Annotated in this window: 14 protein-coding genes and 1 tRNA gene; 4 read left to right on the forward strand and 11 right to left on the reverse strand. The window is 36.9% G+C overall.

The features are described from left to right. The first annotated feature begins 158 nt into the window (after window positions 1-158). On the forward strand, window positions 159-1085 hold the full coding sequence (locus tag M030_RS0121650) for a Dyp-type peroxidase (RefSeq protein WP_027375326.1): 927 nt from the start codon (window positions 159-161) through the stop codon (window positions 1083-1085). Window positions 1086-1396: 311 nt separating this feature from the next. Here M030_RS0121650 and M030_RS0121660 read toward each other — a convergent pair whose 3' ends face one another. Next, window positions 1397-1939, reverse strand: a complete 543-nt coding sequence (locus M030_RS0121660) for a hypothetical protein (RefSeq protein WP_027375327.1) — start codon at window positions 1937-1939, stop codon at window positions 1397-1399. Window positions 1940-2125: 186 nt separating this feature from the next. On the opposite strand from M030_RS0121660, the gene M030_RS0121665 reads away from it, so the two are divergent. Continuing rightward, complete coding sequence (locus tag M030_RS0121665; protein ID WP_027375328.1) at window positions 2126-3070, forward strand: MBL fold metallo-hydrolase; 945 nt, start codon at window positions 2126-2128, stop codon at window positions 3068-3070. 34 nt (window positions 3071-3104) lie between these two features. Here the strand turns inward: M030_RS0121665 and M030_RS24695 are convergent, their stop codons facing one another. From M030_RS24695 to M030_RS25125, 5 genes are all read right to left on the reverse strand, one after another. Beyond that, window positions 3105-3458 (reverse strand): DUF4377 domain-containing protein, encoded by a 354-nt coding sequence (locus tag M030_RS24695; protein WP_081806365.1) that lies wholly within the window; start codon window positions 3456-3458, stop codon window positions 3105-3107. Window positions 3459-3544: 86 nt separating this feature from the next. Then, a complete protein-coding gene (locus tag M030_RS0121675) occupies window positions 3545-4663 on the reverse strand; it encodes a M12 family metallopeptidase (RefSeq protein WP_027375329.1) in 1119 nt (372 codons plus the stop codon). A 431-nt stretch (window positions 4664-5094) separates the two neighbouring features. Then, the gene (gene arr / locus M030_RS26095; protein ID WP_353934852.1) at window positions 5095-5508 is read right to left on the reverse strand and encodes an NAD(+)--rifampin ADP-ribosyltransferase; all 414 of its coding nucleotides are present in this window, start codon (window positions 5506-5508) and stop codon (window positions 5095-5097) included. A 388-nt stretch (window positions 5509-5896) separates the two neighbouring features. Next, entirely contained in the window at window positions 5897-7558 is a 1662-nt protein-coding gene (locus tag M030_RS0121685; RefSeq protein WP_185097406.1) for a helix-turn-helix domain-containing protein, read from the reverse strand. Between the two features lie 653 nt (window positions 7559-8211). Then, complete coding sequence (locus tag M030_RS25125) at window positions 8212-9636, reverse strand: tail fiber domain-containing protein (RefSeq protein WP_185097407.1); 1425 nt, start codon at window positions 9634-9636, stop codon at window positions 8212-8214. Between the two features lie 375 nt (window positions 9637-10011). On the opposite strand from M030_RS25125, the gene M030_RS0121695 reads away from it, so the two are divergent. Next, the gene (locus M030_RS0121695; RefSeq protein ID WP_027375332.1) at window positions 10012-10887 is read left to right on the forward strand and encodes a helix-turn-helix domain-containing protein; all 876 of its coding nucleotides are present in this window, start codon (window positions 10012-10014) and stop codon (window positions 10885-10887) included. A gap of 207 nt (window positions 10888-11094) precedes the next feature. Next, window positions 11095-12312: a TCR/Tet family MFS transporter gene (locus tag M030_RS0121700; protein WP_027375333.1), complete on the forward strand. Its 1218-nt coding sequence runs from the start codon at window positions 11095-11097 to the stop codon at window positions 12310-12312. A gap of 338 nt (window positions 12313-12650) precedes the next feature. Here M030_RS0121700 and M030_RS0121705 read toward each other — a convergent pair. The 5 genes from M030_RS0121705 to M030_RS0121725 all read right to left on the reverse strand — a co-directional run bounded on the left by M030_RS0121705 (window position 12651) and on the right by M030_RS0121725 (window position 19653). Then, window positions 12651-12735 (reverse strand) — tRNA-Ser (locus M030_RS0121705). A 224-nt stretch (window positions 12736-12959) separates the two neighbouring features. Further along, window positions 12960-13454, reverse strand: a complete 495-nt coding sequence (locus M030_RS0121710; protein ID WP_027375334.1) for a hypothetical protein — start codon at window positions 13452-13454, stop codon at window positions 12960-12962. Between the two features lie 41 nt (window positions 13455-13495). Further along, window positions 13496-13996: an SRPBCC family protein gene (locus M030_RS0121715; RefSeq protein ID WP_051585209.1), complete on the reverse strand. Its 501-nt coding sequence runs from the start codon at window positions 13994-13996 to the stop codon at window positions 13496-13498. A 44-nt stretch (window positions 13997-14040) separates the two neighbouring features. Beyond that, a complete protein-coding gene (locus M030_RS0121720) occupies window positions 14041-14877 on the reverse strand; it encodes a hypothetical protein (RefSeq protein WP_027375336.1) in 837 nt (278 codons plus the stop codon). 3 nt (window positions 14878-14880) lie between these two features. Beyond that, window positions 14881-19653, reverse strand: coding sequence for an RHS repeat-associated core domain-containing protein (locus M030_RS0121725; RefSeq protein ID WP_027375337.1), 4773 nt, complete (start codon window positions 19651-19653; stop codon window positions 14881-14883). Window positions 19654-19663: the final 10 nt, after the last annotated feature.

Below are 19663 nucleotides of genomic sequence, written 5' to 3' on the forward strand. Positions count from 1 at the left end.
TTTAATGAGGAAAAATCTAAAAGTCTTTACTGTAATTTGTGAAAAAAATGTCATAAATTGTTTATCTCAAGGATAAGGTAGTGTGGTACCGTTATCATTCATTACATTTGATCCATTAGAAATAAGTAGAAATGTCAGCAAACGAAACACAAAAAAACATGAATTCTCAAAATGTAACAGACTATCCTAACAACAACACCTATTTTCTGGTTTGGAATTTTAAACAGGATGTAGATTCATCCAGAATCAAAGCCGTATTTCAACGAATGTGTGCATTGGTCATTAACCTTAATAATTCTGCTCTTGACCGGTTTCCGGATTCAAAAGCAAGCTGTGTCATGGGAATCGGATATGAAGCATGGGCACAACTGGAATTGCCGGCACCACTGCCTAAAGAGTTTAAAAAATTTGAAGCGATACAAGGCAGCAAACACACTGCCGTAAGCACCAGAGGAGATTTGCATTTCCACATACGGGCTGATGAAAAGAGTTTTGCCTATGATATGGCTTCCACGATATCAGATTTTATGAAAGATATTGCAGACTGTATCGTTGAGGTGCAGGGATTCAGGTATTGGGACAGCAGATCTATTTTAGGATTTGTGGATGGAACTGAAAATCCTCATGGGCAGGATCGCGAGTATTTCGCAATTATTAATGATTCGGATCCTCCATATGCCGGAGGCAGCTATCTTTTTGTGCAAAAATATATTCATAACATGTCTGCCTGGAAATCACTTTCTGTAGAAGAGCAGGAAAAAGTTATCGGCAGGTCAAAAGAGCAGGACATTGAAATGGATGACAAAGTAAAGCCTAAAAACTCTCATATTGCCTTGGCTAATGTAGGTGATGATTTTAAGGTAGTCCGGGATAATATGCCTTTCGGAAATGTTTCCACCAATGAAATGGGGACGTACTTTATCTGCTATGCCAGTACATTCAGTACAGTAGAAAAAATGCTGACAAATATGTTTATTGGTGATCCGGCAGGAAATTATGACAGGATCCTGGATTTCAGTACTGCGCAGACAGGAACTTTATTTTTTGTTCCATCTGCAGACATGCTGGATGACTTTTCAGGTTAAAAACTGTAAATATCCCGATGATGTACGGGTCATCATTAAGCAGAAAAGCAAAAGGCAGGATGTAATTCATGCTTGAGGAGTATCAAAATGACTCATCAAACTTTATGGATACCAATACGTTTATAGAGATTCAATAAGAATCAGCTGAAATATAAATAAACCGAGTCTAATTTATAGACTCGGTTTATTTTTTGACAAAGGAAAAATCCTAATCCTATTAAAATAGTACAGAATTTTTTTTCCACTCGGTAAAAGCATAGCAACACGAGCCACTGGTCTCGAATTAAAAACCTTTCAGAACAGCTATTTTTTTAATTTGCGGCAGGATCAATAAGTTCAGTGGTAAGGCCTAAAGATTTTAAAAGGTTTTTATGATCGAAGAACAGGGTTGCATAGTATCTGCTTTTCTTAAAAACCAGCTTGGTACCACCCGGAAATTGGCTTCCGTTATCTAATTTTTCAGATTTTGCCCCATACTTACCGAATGCATTTTGAGCATCCTTTAAGGTACTTTTATTGAGTGCCAGCCCAAAAGGCAGGCCTTCGACGATCAGGAACTTATCATCCGGAACATCAAAAAACATTTCATTCACCGAATTATTTTTTCCAAGGCTGCAATATAATTCAAGTCCCGATTTGATCGTCCACCTGGCATATTTCTCCTCATTTGCATCTTCATAAAATATAGTTTTTGAGTTCAGGATCTTTGAAATTCTGTCAGTGGTTTGCGGAAAGATAAATTCAGAGTTTTTGTCCAGCAAAGCATTTAAGCCTGCTGTTTTCTGTGAAAATGTATTTATACTGAACAATTGAAAAACTACAATTAAAATCAGCGCTAATGGTTTTATCTGCATAAGAGTTACATTTATTTTTTACAATTTAATTATTAAAGTTATTAAAATTAAGACAGTAAGTAAAAATACAATAAAAAAACAAGTGTTTGACGTAAGCAGATAAGTCTTGTGCAATCGTAAAATCGTAAAAAAATAGTGTAATTTTGCCTGGTCTATTGTAAAGGATAGATATCAAGTTTTAATATTATGAAAAAAATAGCACTTTCTCTACTTGGCATATGTGCACATTTTGGTTGCTATGCTCAAAGTTTTGATCTTATTCCATTGGGTATTTATGGAGGCGAACAGGAAGATAATTTATCAGCTTATTTGGTAGGAGCCCCCAAAGACAATACGTATCTTTCTCTGGACGCAGGGACCATCAATACGGGAATAAGAAAAGCCATCCAAATGAAAAGCCTTACGGGTACGGAAGAAACTGTGTTAAAGGATCAGATAAAAGGATATTTTATTTCTCATGGCCATTTAGATCATCTCGCAGGACTTATTATCAATTCTCCGGCTGATTCTAAAAAAGATATTTTTGGAATTGCCCCGGTACTGCAGATTCTGCAAAATCACTATTTTATCACCGATACATGGATCAATTTTGCCGATCAGGGGCAAAAACCTATCCTGGGAAAATATCATTACCATGAACTTTCCAACGGGATGGAAGTTCCGGTACAGAAGACTTCATTATTTGTAAAAGCATTTGAACTGAGCCATGTCAATCCTTATAAAAGCAGTGCCGCTCTTGTAAGAAACGGTGAAAATTATTTACTGTATCTGGGAGATACCGGTGCCGATAGAATTGAAAAATCCGATAGGCTTGATCAACTTTGGAACAGTATTGCTCCCTTGATAAAAAAGAAGCAGCTCCATACGATTTTAATTGAAGTTTCATTTCCTGACAGTCAACCGGAAAACCTGTTGTTTGGCCACCTCACTCCGAAATTATTGGTTGAGGAACTGAATAAGCTGAAAGAAAAAACAGGACAAAAAGATTTACAGGGCCTTAGCATCGTTGTCACCCATAGAAAACCAACCGGAAATAATCCCGAGATTATAAAAAATGAGCTATTGGAAAACAATCCTTTACAAGTCAATTATATTTTTCCGGAACAGGGAAAAAAAATCAGCTTACCTTAAACATTAATAGAAATGAACACAATTTATTAGATTATTACTGTACCTGTTCTTTAGATAGGATTTTAATTAGCTCGTAGTTCGTATCACTTCCGTCAGCTGGTGGGTTTGTTATTTTAGTTAATTTTATAATAACTTTATACTCATACCCCGGTTCATAGTTGAATCCTATTATTGTATTTTGTGATATATAATAAGGTGTAGATTTACCAATTTCTGTTATTTTAATACAATTGCTGGATTCTGTAGAAGTATGAGACGGTGTGCATTTTTCGTATGATGAAGCTATATTAAATTCTGCTTCTCTTGTCATATTTTCGTCATCCTTGCTACATCCTATGCAAAAAAAGATAATGCAAGTCAGCACAGAATATTTAATACTATTTTTCATATGATCTGATTTACTAATTAATTTTTAAGTTATAAAACACAGTTGAAAATGATATTTTCAACTGTGTTTATTATGTCAAATAGTGTTTATTGAAAACGACCATGATCATTTGGTATTCTTCCACCTGACGGAGGGTATGGATTACCATTGTTCAGTTGTGATTGATAGCTAAGTCTTTCTTGCGGGGTCATCACTGTATTATCTGCCTTATAAACTATATCTGCCAATTCTCTGTATACATCAGACCTTGCAACATACGGGATATATAGCCCATTGACCCATCTTCTATCTGTTGCAGATGTTACGTTGTTGTCTGAAAATGTAGAACCATCAGATACTTTTGTCATTACAATCAAATTTGGACTACTTGCAAAAGCTCTTGAATCATAAATCATTACTGAACTAAAATCAACTGACCCTATATTATGATAGTTTGAAGTACGTTTATCAAAGTTAAAACGTTTTTCAGGAAGAACATTGTTTATATTCAAATTGATATAACTATCACGATTAACCGCATTATGTTCGTGATCGAATCCCATTGCGTGTCCCAACTCATGGATTCCTGCACCAATTACGGCATCATAAACAAAGGGAGACGACTGAATCTTCAATTCTTGTCTTCCTCCATTCGCATTTCTTCCAATTTGCGAGCTATTAACATTCCCTCCATTAACGAATTCTATGTACGGATATGCAAATCCATAGGTAGGGTCAACCGTAGGCTGCCCGGTCGCATTATAAAATCTCACATTTGAATTGGCTTCCCAATGCTCAATAGCAGCTTTCATTATTTCACGCTGTACCTGAGACAAGCTCGGGCCATATACATATCTCACCATCGCCCACATATTGTAAGGTGTTGGATATTGACCTACCGCCTTGCCTGCTTTATTAAAATTGAAAGGCATACCTGTAGATGGATGTACGGTTGTTTCAGGTTTTAGAGGACCTTTAATCCCGGAATAAATATTTCCATCACTTTCCAAAGATTTAACTTGGGCATTTGACAAAACAATATCATCAGACAAGTAATAGGTTCCATTCTTTAATAAAACTCTGACCCCTGACTTCAGGGTAATTAGCTCTCCTTTCTCTGATTTTACTTCTTGTGTTTCACTTTGTATATCATCTTTTGTACACGATGTGAAGAAGGTAAGCATTGTAAAACTGCTTACCAAAAAATAATTCCATGGTTTTCTCATAGTTTAAAATTTTGATTTTAAGTTATTTATGGTTTTGTTTTTTTATTTTCAAATATATCAGCTCGAAAAGTATTTCGTAAGCCTTATCCATATTAATAAATCACAAAGTCGGGAATTTATAGACGCAAATTATCAGATCCTTATCTATTATTTTTAAAATCTAAAATTAAAGTTACAAATCCTTTGAAAACGGCATGTACAATATGGGACTATAGAAAACTACTTTACTAATCAAATAAAAGTATGTATGATCACTCTTATTATTTTACGAAGAATACTCTTCACAGACTTCTTCTCAAATAAAAATTGAGAGGATGTGTTTCATTCTTTTGTAAATATATAAAATTTTAATTCTTTTTGAGCAATTATTTAATATTTATTTTGTCTTTGATGTAATTTTAAAATATTATGCATCAAAAAGCTAATAATAACTAATTAATTATTTCTCCTTTATTATCTTCTAATTTATCACGGAATTTTTGAAGGTCATCCGGATTTGGTCTTACCCAATCTGTGATTTCTCCTACGATTTGCAATGGCAGTTCGGAGCGATAAGACCGTGTCGGATTGCCCGGAAATTTTTTATCTGTTAAATTCGGATCATTTTCATAGCTTCCCGTCGGCTCAACGATATAGACTCTTTCCGTTCCGTCACCTTTAGCCAGTGCAGCTGCCAGTCCTGCCCCATTGGCTATAGCTGTAAAATAAATATGATTCATCCTGAATTCACTTTTATAATTGGAGTTTCCTCCTGCAGTCAGAACATCCCCGATCTTTAAATCCGCTTTGGTCCCATGATAAAAAGGGCCCTTGTCTGAAGGATTATCCTTACACAACAAAGCCAGCTCAGAATACTTCTTTGCTTTTTCGATATCGGACAGGTCTTCATAACATTTCGCAATGCTTGTGTAAAGACCGGGTAAAGCAGTTTTAACAGTATCATCATTTATTTCCAGGGCATATTTCAGAGCGGTATTCAACCATTCCAGCGTATCTGAAACTGTTTTTTGGTGTCTTGACACATAATAAGCAGAAAGAAATTTTTCCAGGTCATTTGTTGCCTCAGACCAGCCCTGCATAAATATTTTATATGCTTCTTCGTGTTGCCCTTGTTCTTCCATGCTCATTCCCTGTAGACATAGCTTAACAACTGTATTAAATGGTGAAAATTCCATGGTGTGATTATTTTCTTATTTATTTTGTGTCGTAAAAAACCTGTAATTTAAGCATTTATCATTCAGCATCGATGTCCTTTCTTCTTTTTTTTATAAAATCAGTAGGACGCATTCCGTTTATTTCCCTGAAAAGGTTGGAAAAATTGGTCCTCGATGCAATTCCGCACTCTTCAGCAAGGGTCTCAATTTTATAGTTCAGGAATTTTTTATCTTCATACAGTTTCTTTGTTATGTAATGGATGCGAAGCTCACCGAGATATCTGTTAAAATTAGTTCCTTTATATTCATTGATAACCTGGGATAAATAACTTGAATTGGTATCAAATCTTGTAGCGAGTTTATTCAAAGTAAGGCCGCTTTCTATAAATTCTTCTTTATCTTCAAAATTCTTTAGTTTCAAAAAGATGTCGTTGATAATATTTTTGTCTAAATCAAATTTATAACCTTCTTTCGTTTTTGAAGGCTCAGGCATCATCTCTTCTTTCGCTTTATCAAGTATTTTCTGCTCCAATAGCCGGTATTTCTCTCTATTTTCTTTGGTTTTTACAAACTTATGGATCAGCACAATAATCAGAATCAGAACAATAATCCCTAAACTTATACTTGTTCCAATTCCCAAAGACGATCTTTTTTCAAGTCTTGATCTCTCCTCCAGCAATGTTCTGGTATCATATTCCTTATGTATTTTTGAAGAAAGGTATGCAAAATCTTTGTTGATGATCCCATCTGCTCTCAAAAGCTGTTTGGTAAAATAAAGCTCCCTGTCTACATTTCCTTCTTTCTTATAATGATTGATCAGCAGTTCGTAATTTTCCCTCAGTTCCGGAAGTACAAAATTATTTTTATTGAATATGGAATCTACTTTCTGGAGATAAACAATTCCCTGCGCAATATCATGATTGCCCAAATATGATTTCCCGGTATAAAAATAATCAACCGCTAACCAGGCAAAATCATTGAGCTCACGCAAAGGTGGCAAAGCTTTTTGCAGCGAAGCGATGGATCTCAAATATTCTTTTTTTCGATATTCCTTTATCCCGTTTTCTTTTTGAAAGTAGGTGTATTCCAGATAATATTCTTTATCATTTGCAGTACCTTTCAGCCCAATGTTGATTAATGAATCTGCTGCTTTATAGTTACCCAGATTTCTATAACAGATAATCATCTGATGAACGCTGTTATAATATCCTCTTTTATGATTAAAAATAATATTGGGATACAGATCCGGCTTTTTCAATTCGGACTCAAAGAAAGAACTTGTTGTTTTAAAATGAAGTAAAGCTTCATTATAGTACCCTACATAACTTTTAACAACTCCTATGAAATAGATAATCTTATTTCTTTCATAATCATCAATCTTTTGGGAATATTCATAGGCCTTCAGATATTCGTCAAGAGCTAGCTGGTATTTTTTTAAGTTAAAATAATACACACTTCCCTTACTTAAATAGGCATTGCTAATCAGGCCAGGCGTTTTAGACAGGTGGGCAGCCCATATTGTACTATCTGCATATTTGAGCTTTTCTGTAACATCAGGTGAAGAATAAAGAGCATCTATATACCCGGTCACAAGCATACGATAATATTTTTCTTTTTTTGCTTTACTGAGCAATTTTTTGATAAAGGGCAATGCCCGGACATCATTCTCCTTGAGGTCCTCATATTTTGTCCTTAAACTCTCATAATAGTCTTCATCATATTTCTGCGCATGAAAATTCACACAAACGAAAAAGAATATAATAAAAAAAATACATTTGAGGAATTTTGCTTTCATCCGTTACCTATGCTGTTATTTCAAAAATAAACAAATCCGGTGAAATTAATTAATACACATACCACAAAAACAATCTTATTAAAAACACAAAACACTGATTAATAAAACATTACATATGTATCAATTTATAAATTAATGCGTACTAATTTACAAATAAGAACATACAAGAGTTTCACAGGTAAAAAAAGAGTCCTACTTTCGAACGGGGAAGTTGATGAACCTGACACCGAAGAGCATGATCATGGATGATGACATCGCTATAAAATGAGTAATTTTTAATTAGTATAAATGTATGTGTAACGACCGTCCCTCTCAGAAGGAACTTTTCCTTAATCTTTTCCTTCCAAGTATACGGTCGTTTTTTTACTCTTGCAAACCTTGAGAGTCATTACAGATAAAAAATAGCCATACAGTATACATGGCTATTTTTTAATTACAAAAGATTGTTTTCCTTTACAAGCTTTGTGGTAAAAAACATTGAAAACTGAGGGATCAAAGCTTTGGCATACATAATTTTTGGATAGAAATCATGTATATCTGTATCCTTTATGTTTTTAGAATCTCATGGAAGCAAAATTTTCCTTTATCATTTTTATACTTTACAATCCTAACTTCTTTTTGATGAATTGTAATTCAGTTTCCAACTTATTAATTATTGCTTTTTGCTTTTCTATTTCTGCCTGTTGCTCCTGGATCGCTTTTGTTAAAGCCGGAACAATCAAGGCATAATCCACACCCCACGCCTGCTTAGTCTCGTCCTTAGGCTTATAAACGGCCTCCGGAATCTTTTGGTAAAGGTCCTGAGCTAGGAAACCAATTTTATGTTGTGTGCTGAGAGCGGGGTTCACTACAGGTTTTCCGTCTTTAATTTCAATATGATCAGACAATTCGTACTGTTTGGGCTGCAAAGCCATAATAGTATTCAGTCCGTATGTAATTTCTTTAATCTGAGTTTTTAAACGCATATCTGAGGTGTTTACAAAACCTCCCGCGGCACTTACTGTTCCATTACCATCAATAATTACCTTTGTACTGGCATTATAGCTGTATTTAAATCCTTCAGCTCCCAGGTAAACCTGTGTACTGCTTCCATTGAGTGTATTGTATCCGCTTAGGTCAAGGTGTCCTTTGCTCGCGGATATTTTATTTCCGCCACCTCCGGGTTCCTCAGGTCTGTTCATGTAGATATCGCCGTTACTGTCTACCCTTAGCCTGTCTAAGGTAGCATAATTGTACTGCAGTCCGCTCGTTCCGATCGCAAATTGTGCTACATTATTATTCCCGGCCACCGTCAGCGGACCACCTGAATTATTTATGGTCGCGGCATTGGCTCCGCCGTCTAAAGATCTTGTAGAAGAGTTTAAAAACATATTGAGGGCGTTCCCCGAATCATTCGTCAGTTGTAAAATCGTGGCCGCGTTGGTTCCCGCATTGATATTACTGATTCCGGTAAGTCCGAAACCTGTATTATTGCTTCTCAGATACAATGCCTTATCTGCATAGTCGATAGCGGTATTTTGGGTCAGTGTTCCACCAAGCCTGACATCATTTCCTACAAGGCTAAGACCATTACTTGCTGTTATTGCGGCTGAAGAATTTCCTGATACATCCCATGTGGAAGCTGCACCTGTAAGGCCGGTACTGATAAGTTGTAAGCTTTGATTGGGAGCCACCGTGACACTGGCATTTCCATTAATTGTCTCTGAAGCTGCCGCATTTATGGTTATGATAAAAGCAGTATTGTTCTTAATGTTGTACATTCTGCCTTTAAAATTTCCTTCACCTGATACGGCTGCCGGCAATGTAAAAGTTGTATTTCCTGACCCGTTATAAGAGATATGAAAATCTCCGGAAGTCATCGCATACGTTGCAGCATTGACTGTACTGTATTTTGCGGCTAAAGATCCGTTAATATCCAGTGTTGAACCCGGTTTGTCCGTATTTATCCCAACGCTTTGTGCATATACAAGGCTATAAGAAAACAATGCTGTCAGCACTGATACTGTAGTTAATTTTTTAAACATTATGATATAATTATAGTTGAGTGTTTTTCCTGTGTATTGGCAGTCTGCAAAATTGAAAACCATTATGTATGTACAGTATTACTTGCAAATACCATTGAAAGAGATCAGCCCAAAAATCAATTTGTTCTATTGAAACAACTTAAATAAAGAAAAAAGTATCATGTTATTTTTCATTGCAGGCAGTTTTAGTACTACAAAACTAGATGTTCCCACCGGCCAGAAAAAAAAACATATGTAAAAATATTGCCACAGCTTTGTGGATAAATTATGACAAATTCCGGTAGTTCAATAACCTGAATTTGGATACATTAATCTGAACTCAGATTCAATAATAAAATATTTGTCATCAATATGCATTTTTGCCGACATTTGAATATGGCTTTATTTATTACCTTAGACAACGTCCATACGCTGTATAATATTGATGTTTCAAAAAAGATGGATGGAATAGCTGTTCTTCATCAACAGCATCATCCGGGAAAAGAATACCACAAGCATACACGTCTTTTTGACGGATTGTTGCTGGGCTTTTTAATGAAAGGCTCCATGAAAGCGCAGATCCATTTTCTTGAATATGAAATCAACACAGGCGACATTGCTGTTTTGCAGCCTCAATTAATGATTGATACAAAATCCTTGAGTGACGATGCAGAGATCGTAAGTATTGCTCTTTCCTCGGATTTTATTACTTCATTTCCTATCCTTCGTGAATTCATTATGAACGATCAAATCAGATGGAGACCGGTCATCAGACTTAAAGAGGAGGAATTCGTTCTCCAAAATGAACTGCTTAATCTTATCCAAAAATTTTATCATAAAAAAGAAAGTCCCGGAAAAGCTGAAATGTTACGACATCTTGTTATAAGCCTGATGTGTATGATTTCTGAGGCATATTCCGGTTTGAAAGATCATAGAATCCTGACAAAGAACCGTACCCATGAAATTATTGATGATTTCTATCTGTTGATCTCTAAGTATGCAAGACAGGAACGTACTGTAAAATTTTATGCGGAAAAACTTCACCTTACTCCTCAATACCTCTCTACTTTTCTGAAACAAAAAACAGGAAAATCCGTATTACAGTGGGTGGATCACACCGTTATATTACATGCTAAAACATTACTCACCTCATCAAATTTGTCCATCAAGCAGATCAGTGAAGAGCTTAATTTTGAAGAAACCAGTTTATTTTGCCGATATTTTAAAAGAGTTACGGGTATTTCACCGGGAGCGTTTAGAAATGAACAATAGATCTCATTATCGGTATATTACCCGTTCAAAACCGTTATGACAATTCAATTCCAGGACATTACACCTTCTTCTTACTTTAAAAAGGTGCATTAATAGTGCAATGACTTTCGTTTTGGTAAAAACATTTCGAAATTCATATTACAAATTGAACGCAAACCCCACAAAAGTGTAAAGACCGGAAATCTCTGCTGTTTCTATTTTTACCCCATGAAAAATTCAACAAAAAAAGCAGCCATCGGATTCATTTTTGTGACTTTGCTGATTGATATTACGGGATGGGGAATTATACTTCCGGTGGTTCCCAAACTTATTAAAGAACTTATTCACAGTGACATCAATACAGCGGCTCAATATGGCGGCTGGCTTGGTTTTGCCTATGCATTTACACAGTTTATATTTTCGCCTGTCGTAGGTAATCTCAGTGATCAGTACGGACGGCGTCCTGTTATTTTATGCTCGCTTTTCGGGTTTGCAATAGATTATATTTTTCTGGCTCTTGCTCCTTCTATAGCCTGGCTATTCTTGGGCAGGGTCATTGCCGGACTGACGGGAGCGAGTATTTCAACAGCAACTGCCTATATAGCCGATATATCCACAGATGAAGATAGGGCAAAAAATTTTGGAATGATCGGTGCTGCATTGGGTCTTGGCTTTATTATCGGTCCTGTCATCGGTGGATTATTGGGACATTATGGGGCAAGACTTCCTTTTTATGCAGCAGCAGGTCTATGCCTGTTGAATTTCCTGTATGGATATTTTATTCTTCCTGAAAGTTTAAGTAAAGATAAACGCAGACCATTTGAATGGAAGCGTGCCAATCCCGTCGGATCACTTAAATTTTTAAGCAGGCAACCTGATATATCAACCATGGTTATCGCACTGGTCCTGGTCTATATTGGTATTCATGCTGTACAGAGTAGCTGGCATTTCTTTACAATGTATACTTTTGGCTGGACGGAACAATTGGTAGGTATTTCCCTTGGAGTACTTGGTTTACTGCTGGGACTGGTGCAAGGGGTTTTGATAAGATGGACAATGCCTAAACTCGGTGAAAAGAAAAGTATTTATTACGGACTGATGTTCTATACAGTTGGTTTGTTTTTATTTGCATTTGCGCGGGAAGGCTGGATGATGTTTGTTTTTCTCATTCCCTACTCTTTAGGAGGAATTTGCGGACCTGCCCTTCAATCTGTAATCACCAAAAACATCCCTTCTAATGAACAAGGTGAGCTACAGGGAGCCTTGACAAGTTTAGTAAGCGTAAAATCCATCATAGGACCTCCTATCATGACTCATTTATTTTATTATTTTACGACAGAAGCGGCTCCTTTCAGGTTTCCGGGAGCTCCGTTCCTTTTAGCATCTATTTTAATGGCCATAAGTATTTTTATTGTCTATTTTGCTTTTAACAAAAACAAAAAATAGCTGACAGTATGTAAAAAACACTTAGCGGATAATTCGGATAAGTCTCAAAAACCGGGAGATTTAAAATATTTATCATTCTATAATGTAAATGTAATGAAGGTTTAATTTTTTTATTTAAGCAAAGATTAGGCACAGCCTTATTGATTCTTATATCCGTAAAGCTCCAGAATATAACTTAAAAGAGTGAAAAAGGGCAGAACTTTTTTGTCTTCAGATTAACAAAATTTTTGCTTAGCCCCCAACTTTTAAGACGGATTCCGGAAAAACTGCCCTATACTATCACTTCGGGATGATGTAAATAAAAAAGCCTTAGAATTTAATCCTAAGGCTTTTTTTTGCGGAGAGTGAGGGATTCGAACCCCCGGACCTGTTACAGTCAACAGTTTTCAAGACTGCCGCAATCGACCACTCTGCCAACTCTCCTTAAACTCCGATTGTATCGTTGTTTTCAGTGGTGCAAATATAGAAAGTTTTTTAATACTGACAAAATATTTTTTCAAGAAAATTAGTATTTGCACGGTTTTTAAAAGGTCTTGGTTCTTACACCGAAATGAAATCCGGTGGATCACAACCATTTAGGATATTCCGGTACGGGAATAAAAAAAATCTGATTTCACAACGGGTTCTTACAAAAACGCGGCTATTTTTTATCTGTAGTAATATTCAGTGGTCAAATCACCGTTAAAAATAGGTTTGGAGTCCTGTTTTTGTATAATTAATTCAAATAATCGTTCTCCATTTTTCATTCCGCCTTGTATTTTTAGCGAAAACCATCCGTTTTCTATGGAAAGGCTGATGCTATTTTCATCGGTAATGGAAGATATGTCTTTAAGATAACCGATACCGACAATTTTCATTTCATGATTCGTTGATTGAAATACCCAGTCTTCAGATTGAACGGCAACTTCTTCCGGAGCAAGGATAGGTTGTCCTGGTGCTGAGATACTGAAAGTGTAATAATCTTCCTCTACGCCTATAACAGGTATCGCAATTCCTAATTTTGTAATTTCATCGCCATGTTCGTTTTCGACAAAATATTTCAAAATATTGGTTCCCGGCAAGTTATTTTCCTGCAGATATTTTGCCAGGAGATCCGGATTATAAATAACAAAGCCTTTAAGTTCCGAGAATATTTTTTTCATAATATATTTGATAAGATTTGGTTCATACTTTTACTGGTCTGTCACAGATCAATTTCGTGCTGGTGAGGCCACGGATGTCCTTTTCCCGTTTCACATAACAATTGTAGGCTTCTTAAAAACCTTCCCCATGTATAATTGCATTCAGCAAACATGAGAGTCTCTGATTTCCAGTTACTATGTCTGAAAATGACCAGTGTTGCGTCCTCCGTTTTCATCTGTTCAATCTGCCCTGAAATTTCAGGATATAATGATAACATTGATTCTTTATTTCCGGGAATCAACTGAAATAAAACTTCAGTTCCTATCCATTCATCTGCACCTTTTATACAATACCATCTGACTGTTTCAAAAGGTTTTAACTCTGTAACAACCATCTCTTTGGAATACCCATTACCAAAAGGAAAATAGGCAATACTATTGAGTGTTGCTACGACTTTAGCACCCGCAGTCCACCATTTTGAAAGCTGCTCCTGGTTTGTGATTGCATGGTACACACGCTCCGCAGAGCTACCGATTAATACAGCATGGTTAATATTTGGCATCATTCACCTTTTTCCAATTATGAACCTTGCAGGAGCCCTCCGGATCATGATTCTCTCCTTAGTAAAAACTGATATATTTCATCCTTGGACAGATCCCATTCATATTTTGTATCGGGGATATCTGCCAGCTGAGTCTTCAACAAAGGATGATCAACCTGAATATTAACAAGCCCTTTTCCTTCTCTGATTTTTTCAATCAATCTAATCTCAACCGGGATATAGTTCAGAGATAAAATTTCAGAAAATTTATCTTTTAAATCTAAAGAACTGTAAATATGGAAATCGCTTATTTCAAAAAGCAAATCTTTTAACAGACTTTCATCTGTTGTATCCCAATGATCAAGAAATTTCTTATAAACACTATCATCAGGTAAAGCACTGTATAGGTCTTTATTAACCTCCTTCTTTGTATACAGATCATATAAGATTGCCATAAACAGGTGATATATTTCTTTCTGCTTATATTTTTCTCTGTCATCTTCAAATAAAAGCCCAAAATACGCTCTGGATAATTCAGCCAGGTCTTCCATCCCCCACCATACAGACAGTCCGATGATACAGCCAACAGATCTTGGAGTCACTTCTTTTTCATTAAAAAGTTTTTCCAGAATATGTTTCTGCCATAGTAAGTAACGAGTAATGTATTTCCAGCCTTCTTTTTGGTCATTTAAGATTAAATGTTTGGGATATTCTCCTGCATGTACTCCAATACCTAAAGTAAGATTTCTGGCTATTGTTTTTTTAAAACCGTCTTTAATATCATCCTGAATACTTTCTTTAATCAATTCATAATACTGATTGATCTCCGTTTGATCTACTCCTTCGTTTTTTGTTTTATTAATTTGCTTGTTGAATTCGCTGATTATTTTTTTATGCTCCATAGTTTATCTATATTTCTGTGGCCAGTTGCTCATCCGTGTCATCGTAGCATCACCGGTAGTTTTATTCACTTTATATTTAATTAATCTGCCTTCTATACCATGAGCTTTAATATCTCTATCAATAATGTTTGCCGTTCTTACCATTCCCACATCCATTTTTTGTCCTCTTAAGGTGCCCTTGTTTCTTATCTCGTCTAAGATATTTTGAATATAATCATCCCCTTTCTGAAGAACACTTAATCTTGATGTGTTTGCTTTCACTTCAAAAACGTGAACCTTTTTAGTCAATGGATGCTGGGCTACTACATCAATACCATTTTGAGAGCCGTTTTTAATTTCAGTATATATTTTCCAGCCTCTTTTCTCCAGTCCCTCTACAAAGTTCTTTTCTGCCATATCACCAATAGCAGTATTATTGGCCATTAAACCTAAAATATCCAATAATACATTGATATCTTTAACGTAATTATATAAACCGAAACCTCCCATTAGACCTACGGGATCTTTACTAATATATAATCCCGAATCTACATCATAATACCTGAACCGGTTGTAGCATAAATTACTTTCATCATCATAATACTGACCCTGATATTGGAAAGGAATAAAATTAGAAACACCTTTTTCCCTTCTTACATTCCCGTAGATATCAAGTTCTCTCTCCCAAACTAAAATACCATCTCCATTAAAAGCCTGAATGGGAGTACCTAAATAATTGCTTAGTATCGAATACCGTTCATCCCCAATTAATTTTGCTACGGGCGTGTACCCGTCATCTTCATAAATCCAGGTTATTATATTTTCTTTCGGCTCATTGGAAATATATAAGTTTCCCTCTTCATCAATTTCATTTTGAGGGATATCATTAATATGATAAGTCCATTCATGTAAAAGAACATCACTGTCCCAAATATAACGAGTTATTTTCTTTGTTCCAATTTTTGAAATTCTTCTTCCCAGCGCGTCATATTCAAAATTTACTTCTTTACCATTAGGGCGTTTTACGCTGGCCAACATTCCGTTACCCATCCAGGAATAGCCCCAGTCTCCGGGCTCCCATTCCGGGTTCTGCACTTCTTCTGGAAGGTCCTTGCTTACATCGGGTAAATGAGTTCCCTCCGGAAGTTTTGAGGTATTGGTCCAGTTGGAAGCGATATTTTTATAAAAAGGATGTGTATAGGCCTGTTCTTCCTGGTGATCAGGTGTAACAGTATTGATGGGGCGTTTACTTTTTAAGAGTAAATTTCCTTCTTCATCGTAATGGTAAAACCAGTTTTTATCCCGCATCAGTTTTCCTCCTTTATCATACACCCGATCTGTACGTTTTATACTTTCATACACACTTCCTGTTTCGTCAGGATTTTTATACTGAACTTCCCCATTGGGGTATTCTGCAGCCATAAGGCTTCCGAAGGCATCATAATCAAATCTTGTTCTTCCACCGGTAACCCTGTCCATTACCTGTAACAATCGGCTTCCGGCGCCCCAGTGATAATCTTTATGGAAAGTAGTGGTCTTTTTATTGACCGTAACTTTCTGACTTACGGGCATCCCGATATGATCAAATTCAAAAGTACTTTCAACACCTCCGGTCATTTCACGGCTGTGCATTTGTCCGTTACGGGTGATATTCAGATTCATCTGCCATGGCAAAGGAGTATCGTCATTTCTGGCAGCAACGCCCGTCAGCAATCCCAACTCATTATAGGTATAATCAATATCTGCCCCTAGGCTGCTTTGCAGGCTGACCAGATTTCCATCATGATCATATTGATACCGGATTGAATGTTCTCCTTGTTTTTCTGATGTAACCAGACCTAATTTATTTCTTTGAAAGGCAACACTGCTGTTTTCATTATCTGCATTGATCAGTAACCCTGACGTATCGTACTGGTAAGCTTCCCAGGTTCCATCAGGATAATGAACCTGAGTAAGGCGTCCTCCCAAGTCATATTCATACAATGTATTTTTTCCGTGAGGGGTTCTGCTTTGGGTAACCAGACCGTCTTTATCTCTCACAAAAAATTTCTTTTGACCGTCAAAACCTGTTTCTCCGGTTACTTCATTGTTGTTATTTCTTTCAAAATGATAAACCTCTCCTTTTTCGTTGGTAATAGTGGTTAAATTTTCATATGCATCATATCCGAAAACCAGTGTTTCTTCTTTTTTATATGTCAGTGAGTTCCTGCGAACCTGCCGTTTTAAGCTACCCATTGGAGTGTAGCTCATCAGCCATTCGGCCTGCCCATCGGTAGCATACACGGGAAGATCGTAAGCATCGTACCTAAGTTTCAACGGCAATTGTCCCTGTTCATTGATCTCCACAACTCTTCCCATTCTATCCCTGTTCCACAGGGTTCTGGTTAAAGGTTTTGGACTAAAGGCCTGTAATCTTCCGTACTCATCATATTTCCAGTACTGTTCTTTCCCTACGGTATTGGACAATCTGGTGAGCTGCCCTCTCTGATTGTATTCGTAATGAGTGGTAATATCTTTTCGCCTGCTGCTTTCCGGAAGCTTTTCATCATCGCGATATTGATAATAAATGCTTTCTTCGGCGGCATCTGTATAATTGATTAATTTTCCTTCATCATCATAATTCCAGATTTCCGAAGTACCTGAAGGTGTGAAACGTGCGATCACCTGTCCGAATTCATTGTACTGATAATGGTATTCTTCACCATCCGGACTGTGGAAAACCGCAATATTCCCCATATCGTCGTAGGTATAGCCCTGAACTCTTCCTTCAGGAGTTCCTATCATTTTCAATTCATTATAGGAGGTATAATCATACCATGTTTCGCCGCCTTCACCATCTATTATTTTATAGACCAGATAATCTTCATCGTAGAAATATTGTTCTGTTTTATTATTTTTTCTTGGATAGATAACTTCCGTATACCCTTCTTCCTCGTCATAGCGCAATCTTCCTTCCATAAATCCGTCAAGACCTTTTGTATGAATTACCCTTCCTTTTTCATCATATTCCCACTGGTACACCATACCATTTCTGTTGATTCTTTTAATGATGCGGTTTTCACCATCATATTGGAAAATAATTGCTTTCTTATGAATATCCCAGACATGCGTAAGATTTCCGGACTCATCGTAATCGTAACGAACCTGCAGATCTCTCTGATTTTTATAGCAATAATAGACTTCCGAAATCTTTTTAATCTCAGGATGAAGAACAGTTTCTATACGGGAACCACTTTTAACGTCTTTGATCCTTTTTAAAACTATATTCTGATCCTGATATTCATATTCTCTGACGGTTCCATCACCGTATTCGATATGAACAACTTTGAAGATCACGCCTTCTGTATGGTGATGGAAACGTTGGTAGGTATAAATATCCGTTCCTTTACGAATGATCCAGGTTTTTTCATCCGGTCTGTACTGCCAGATTTTCTGGCTTCTATAGTAGGTAGGCTCTTCTTCCACTTCAGGATAAGGAATTGCCATAGGCTGGAGTTCCTCAGGGTGAATCCATGCTGCTACCTTATCTTCTTCATCCGGAACAATATAAAGGTCATGATTATTGAAAACACCATTCCCTACTATTCCGTGCTGATATGGTCTGTCACTATACCACACATTTTCCCAGGATATAGGGGTACTACCTTCAATTTTAAAGTCATCCCATTCAAAAAGCATGGCACCGGTAGCAAAGTTCACCGGCTCCAGCCCTACCTTACATAAGGCCTTTGAAACAGGATTGGTTTTTCCGAATTTTCCCTGTAAAAAATGATTAAACTTAGTCAACCCCTTTCCGATTCCTTTGGTCAGGCTTCTCATCAGAAACATCCCTGCCAGTCGCATCATCATCTCTCCCGGAGTATATACATGGGGAACGAAAGCACCTCCTACCAATACGGGGCCACCGGTATTGATCTGGATATACATGCTTGAAAAATTATTGTAAAAAGCAAAATAAGCAAGCGGATTTTTCTTTGGTTTATTGGGCATCGCCGGCAACATGGTCATCCCGAAAGGAAATCCCATACAAGTAAGAACCTGCTGTGGCTGATTGCCACTCATTTTACTTCCCTGTGCCAGAACTGTTTGTGAGCCATAATATACTTCGCCTTCATGAGGAGCTTCCTGAAGAAAGGGAATCATATATACAGGAATCAGTGAAGTAACATGTTTAAAGGGAATAATAACTCCCATCACACTGGTGGTTGTAGTCGCCTTATGTCTGCCATGAACATATATTGAGCCTCCCATCGGAATACTTTCGGGAAGATCGGGTTTCATATTCCTGATAAATTGAGGAATCGGAATTGAAAATTTAATATAATCCATAATATCAAAGACAATTCCGATAAACGGATGTGGCAATGGCAATGGAATCAGCATGAATGACGGCGGCGGCGGAATCAATGTCCAGTGGATATCGATAGCCAGAACAATATCAAAATGTTTACTGGTATGCTGAACAGCTGTAGAAGAAAGGGTGGGATTACTCACCTTTATCAGCTTTACCTTGCTTTCCGGTGCTGCTTTTTCTGCGGTCACAGCACTGTCTCCGCCTCCGCCACCTCCTGTACCTCCGGCTTTTGCCTGAGTGTCATCTCCTCCGGCTACAGATTTCACCATAGAGACAGGATTCAGTGAATCAAAATTGTTTTTCATTCCATGTTTCCATCCCTGTGTGGTTTTGTCCCAGCTTACCGATGTGACATCGGCATTCACCTTCAGAGAACGGTCCGGGTTCATATCCGGCTTTGAAACCTTTATAGATTTTATATTATTTTTATTTTGATCTGCCATGATACTTTAA

Origin of the sequence: Chryseobacterium sp. UNC8MFCol (genome assembly GCF_000482305.1) — a bacterium.
Lineage (GTDB): Bacteria > Bacteroidota > Bacteroidia > Flavobacteriales > Weeksellaceae > Chryseobacterium > Chryseobacterium indologenes.

Excerpts from the sequence above, each read along its gene's own strand:
- M030_RS0121650 (WP_027375326.1), top strand. The coding sequence starts at position 159 with ATGAATTCTCAAAATGTAACAGACTATCCTAACAACAACACCTATTTT.
- M030_RS24695 (WP_081806365.1), bottom strand. The coding sequence starts at position 3,458 with ATGAAAAATAGTATTAAATATTCTGTGCTGACTTGCATTATCTTTTTT.
- M030_RS0121675 (WP_027375329.1), bottom strand. The coding sequence starts at position 4,663 with ATGAGAAAACCATGGAATTATTTTTTGGTAAGCAGTTTTACAATGCTT.
- M030_RS0121710 (WP_027375334.1), bottom strand. The coding sequence starts at position 13,454 with ATGAAAAAAATATTCTCGGAACTTAAAGGCTTTGTTATTTATAATCCG.
- M030_RS0121700 (WP_027375333.1), top strand. The coding sequence starts at position 11,095 with ATGAAAAATTCAACAAAAAAAGCAGCCATCGGATTCATTTTTGTGACT.
- M030_RS25125 (WP_185097407.1), bottom strand. The coding sequence starts at position 9,636 with ATGTTTAAAAAATTAACTACAGTATCAGTGCTGACAGCATTGTTTTCT.
- M030_RS0121665 (WP_027375328.1), top strand. The coding sequence starts at position 2,126 with ATGAAAAAAATAGCACTTTCTCTACTTGGCATATGTGCACATTTTGGT.
- M030_RS0121715 (WP_051585209.1), bottom strand. The coding sequence starts at position 13,996 with ATGCCAAATATTAACCATGCTGTATTAATCGGTAGCTCTGCGGAGCGT.
- M030_RS0121660 (WP_027375327.1), bottom strand. The coding sequence starts at position 1,939 with ATGCAGATAAAACCATTAGCGCTGATTTTAATTGTAGTTTTTCAATTG.
- M030_RS0121695 (WP_027375332.1), top strand. The coding sequence starts at position 10,012 with ATGGCTTTATTTATTACCTTAGACAACGTCCATACGCTGTATAATATT.
- M030_RS0121720 (WP_027375336.1), bottom strand. The coding sequence starts at position 14,877 with ATGGAGCATAAAAAAATAATCAGCGAATTCAACAAGCAAATTAATAAA.
- M030_RS0121725 (WP_027375337.1), bottom strand. The coding sequence starts at position 19,653 with ATGGCAGATCAAAATAAAAATAATATAAAATCTATAAAGGTTTCAAAG.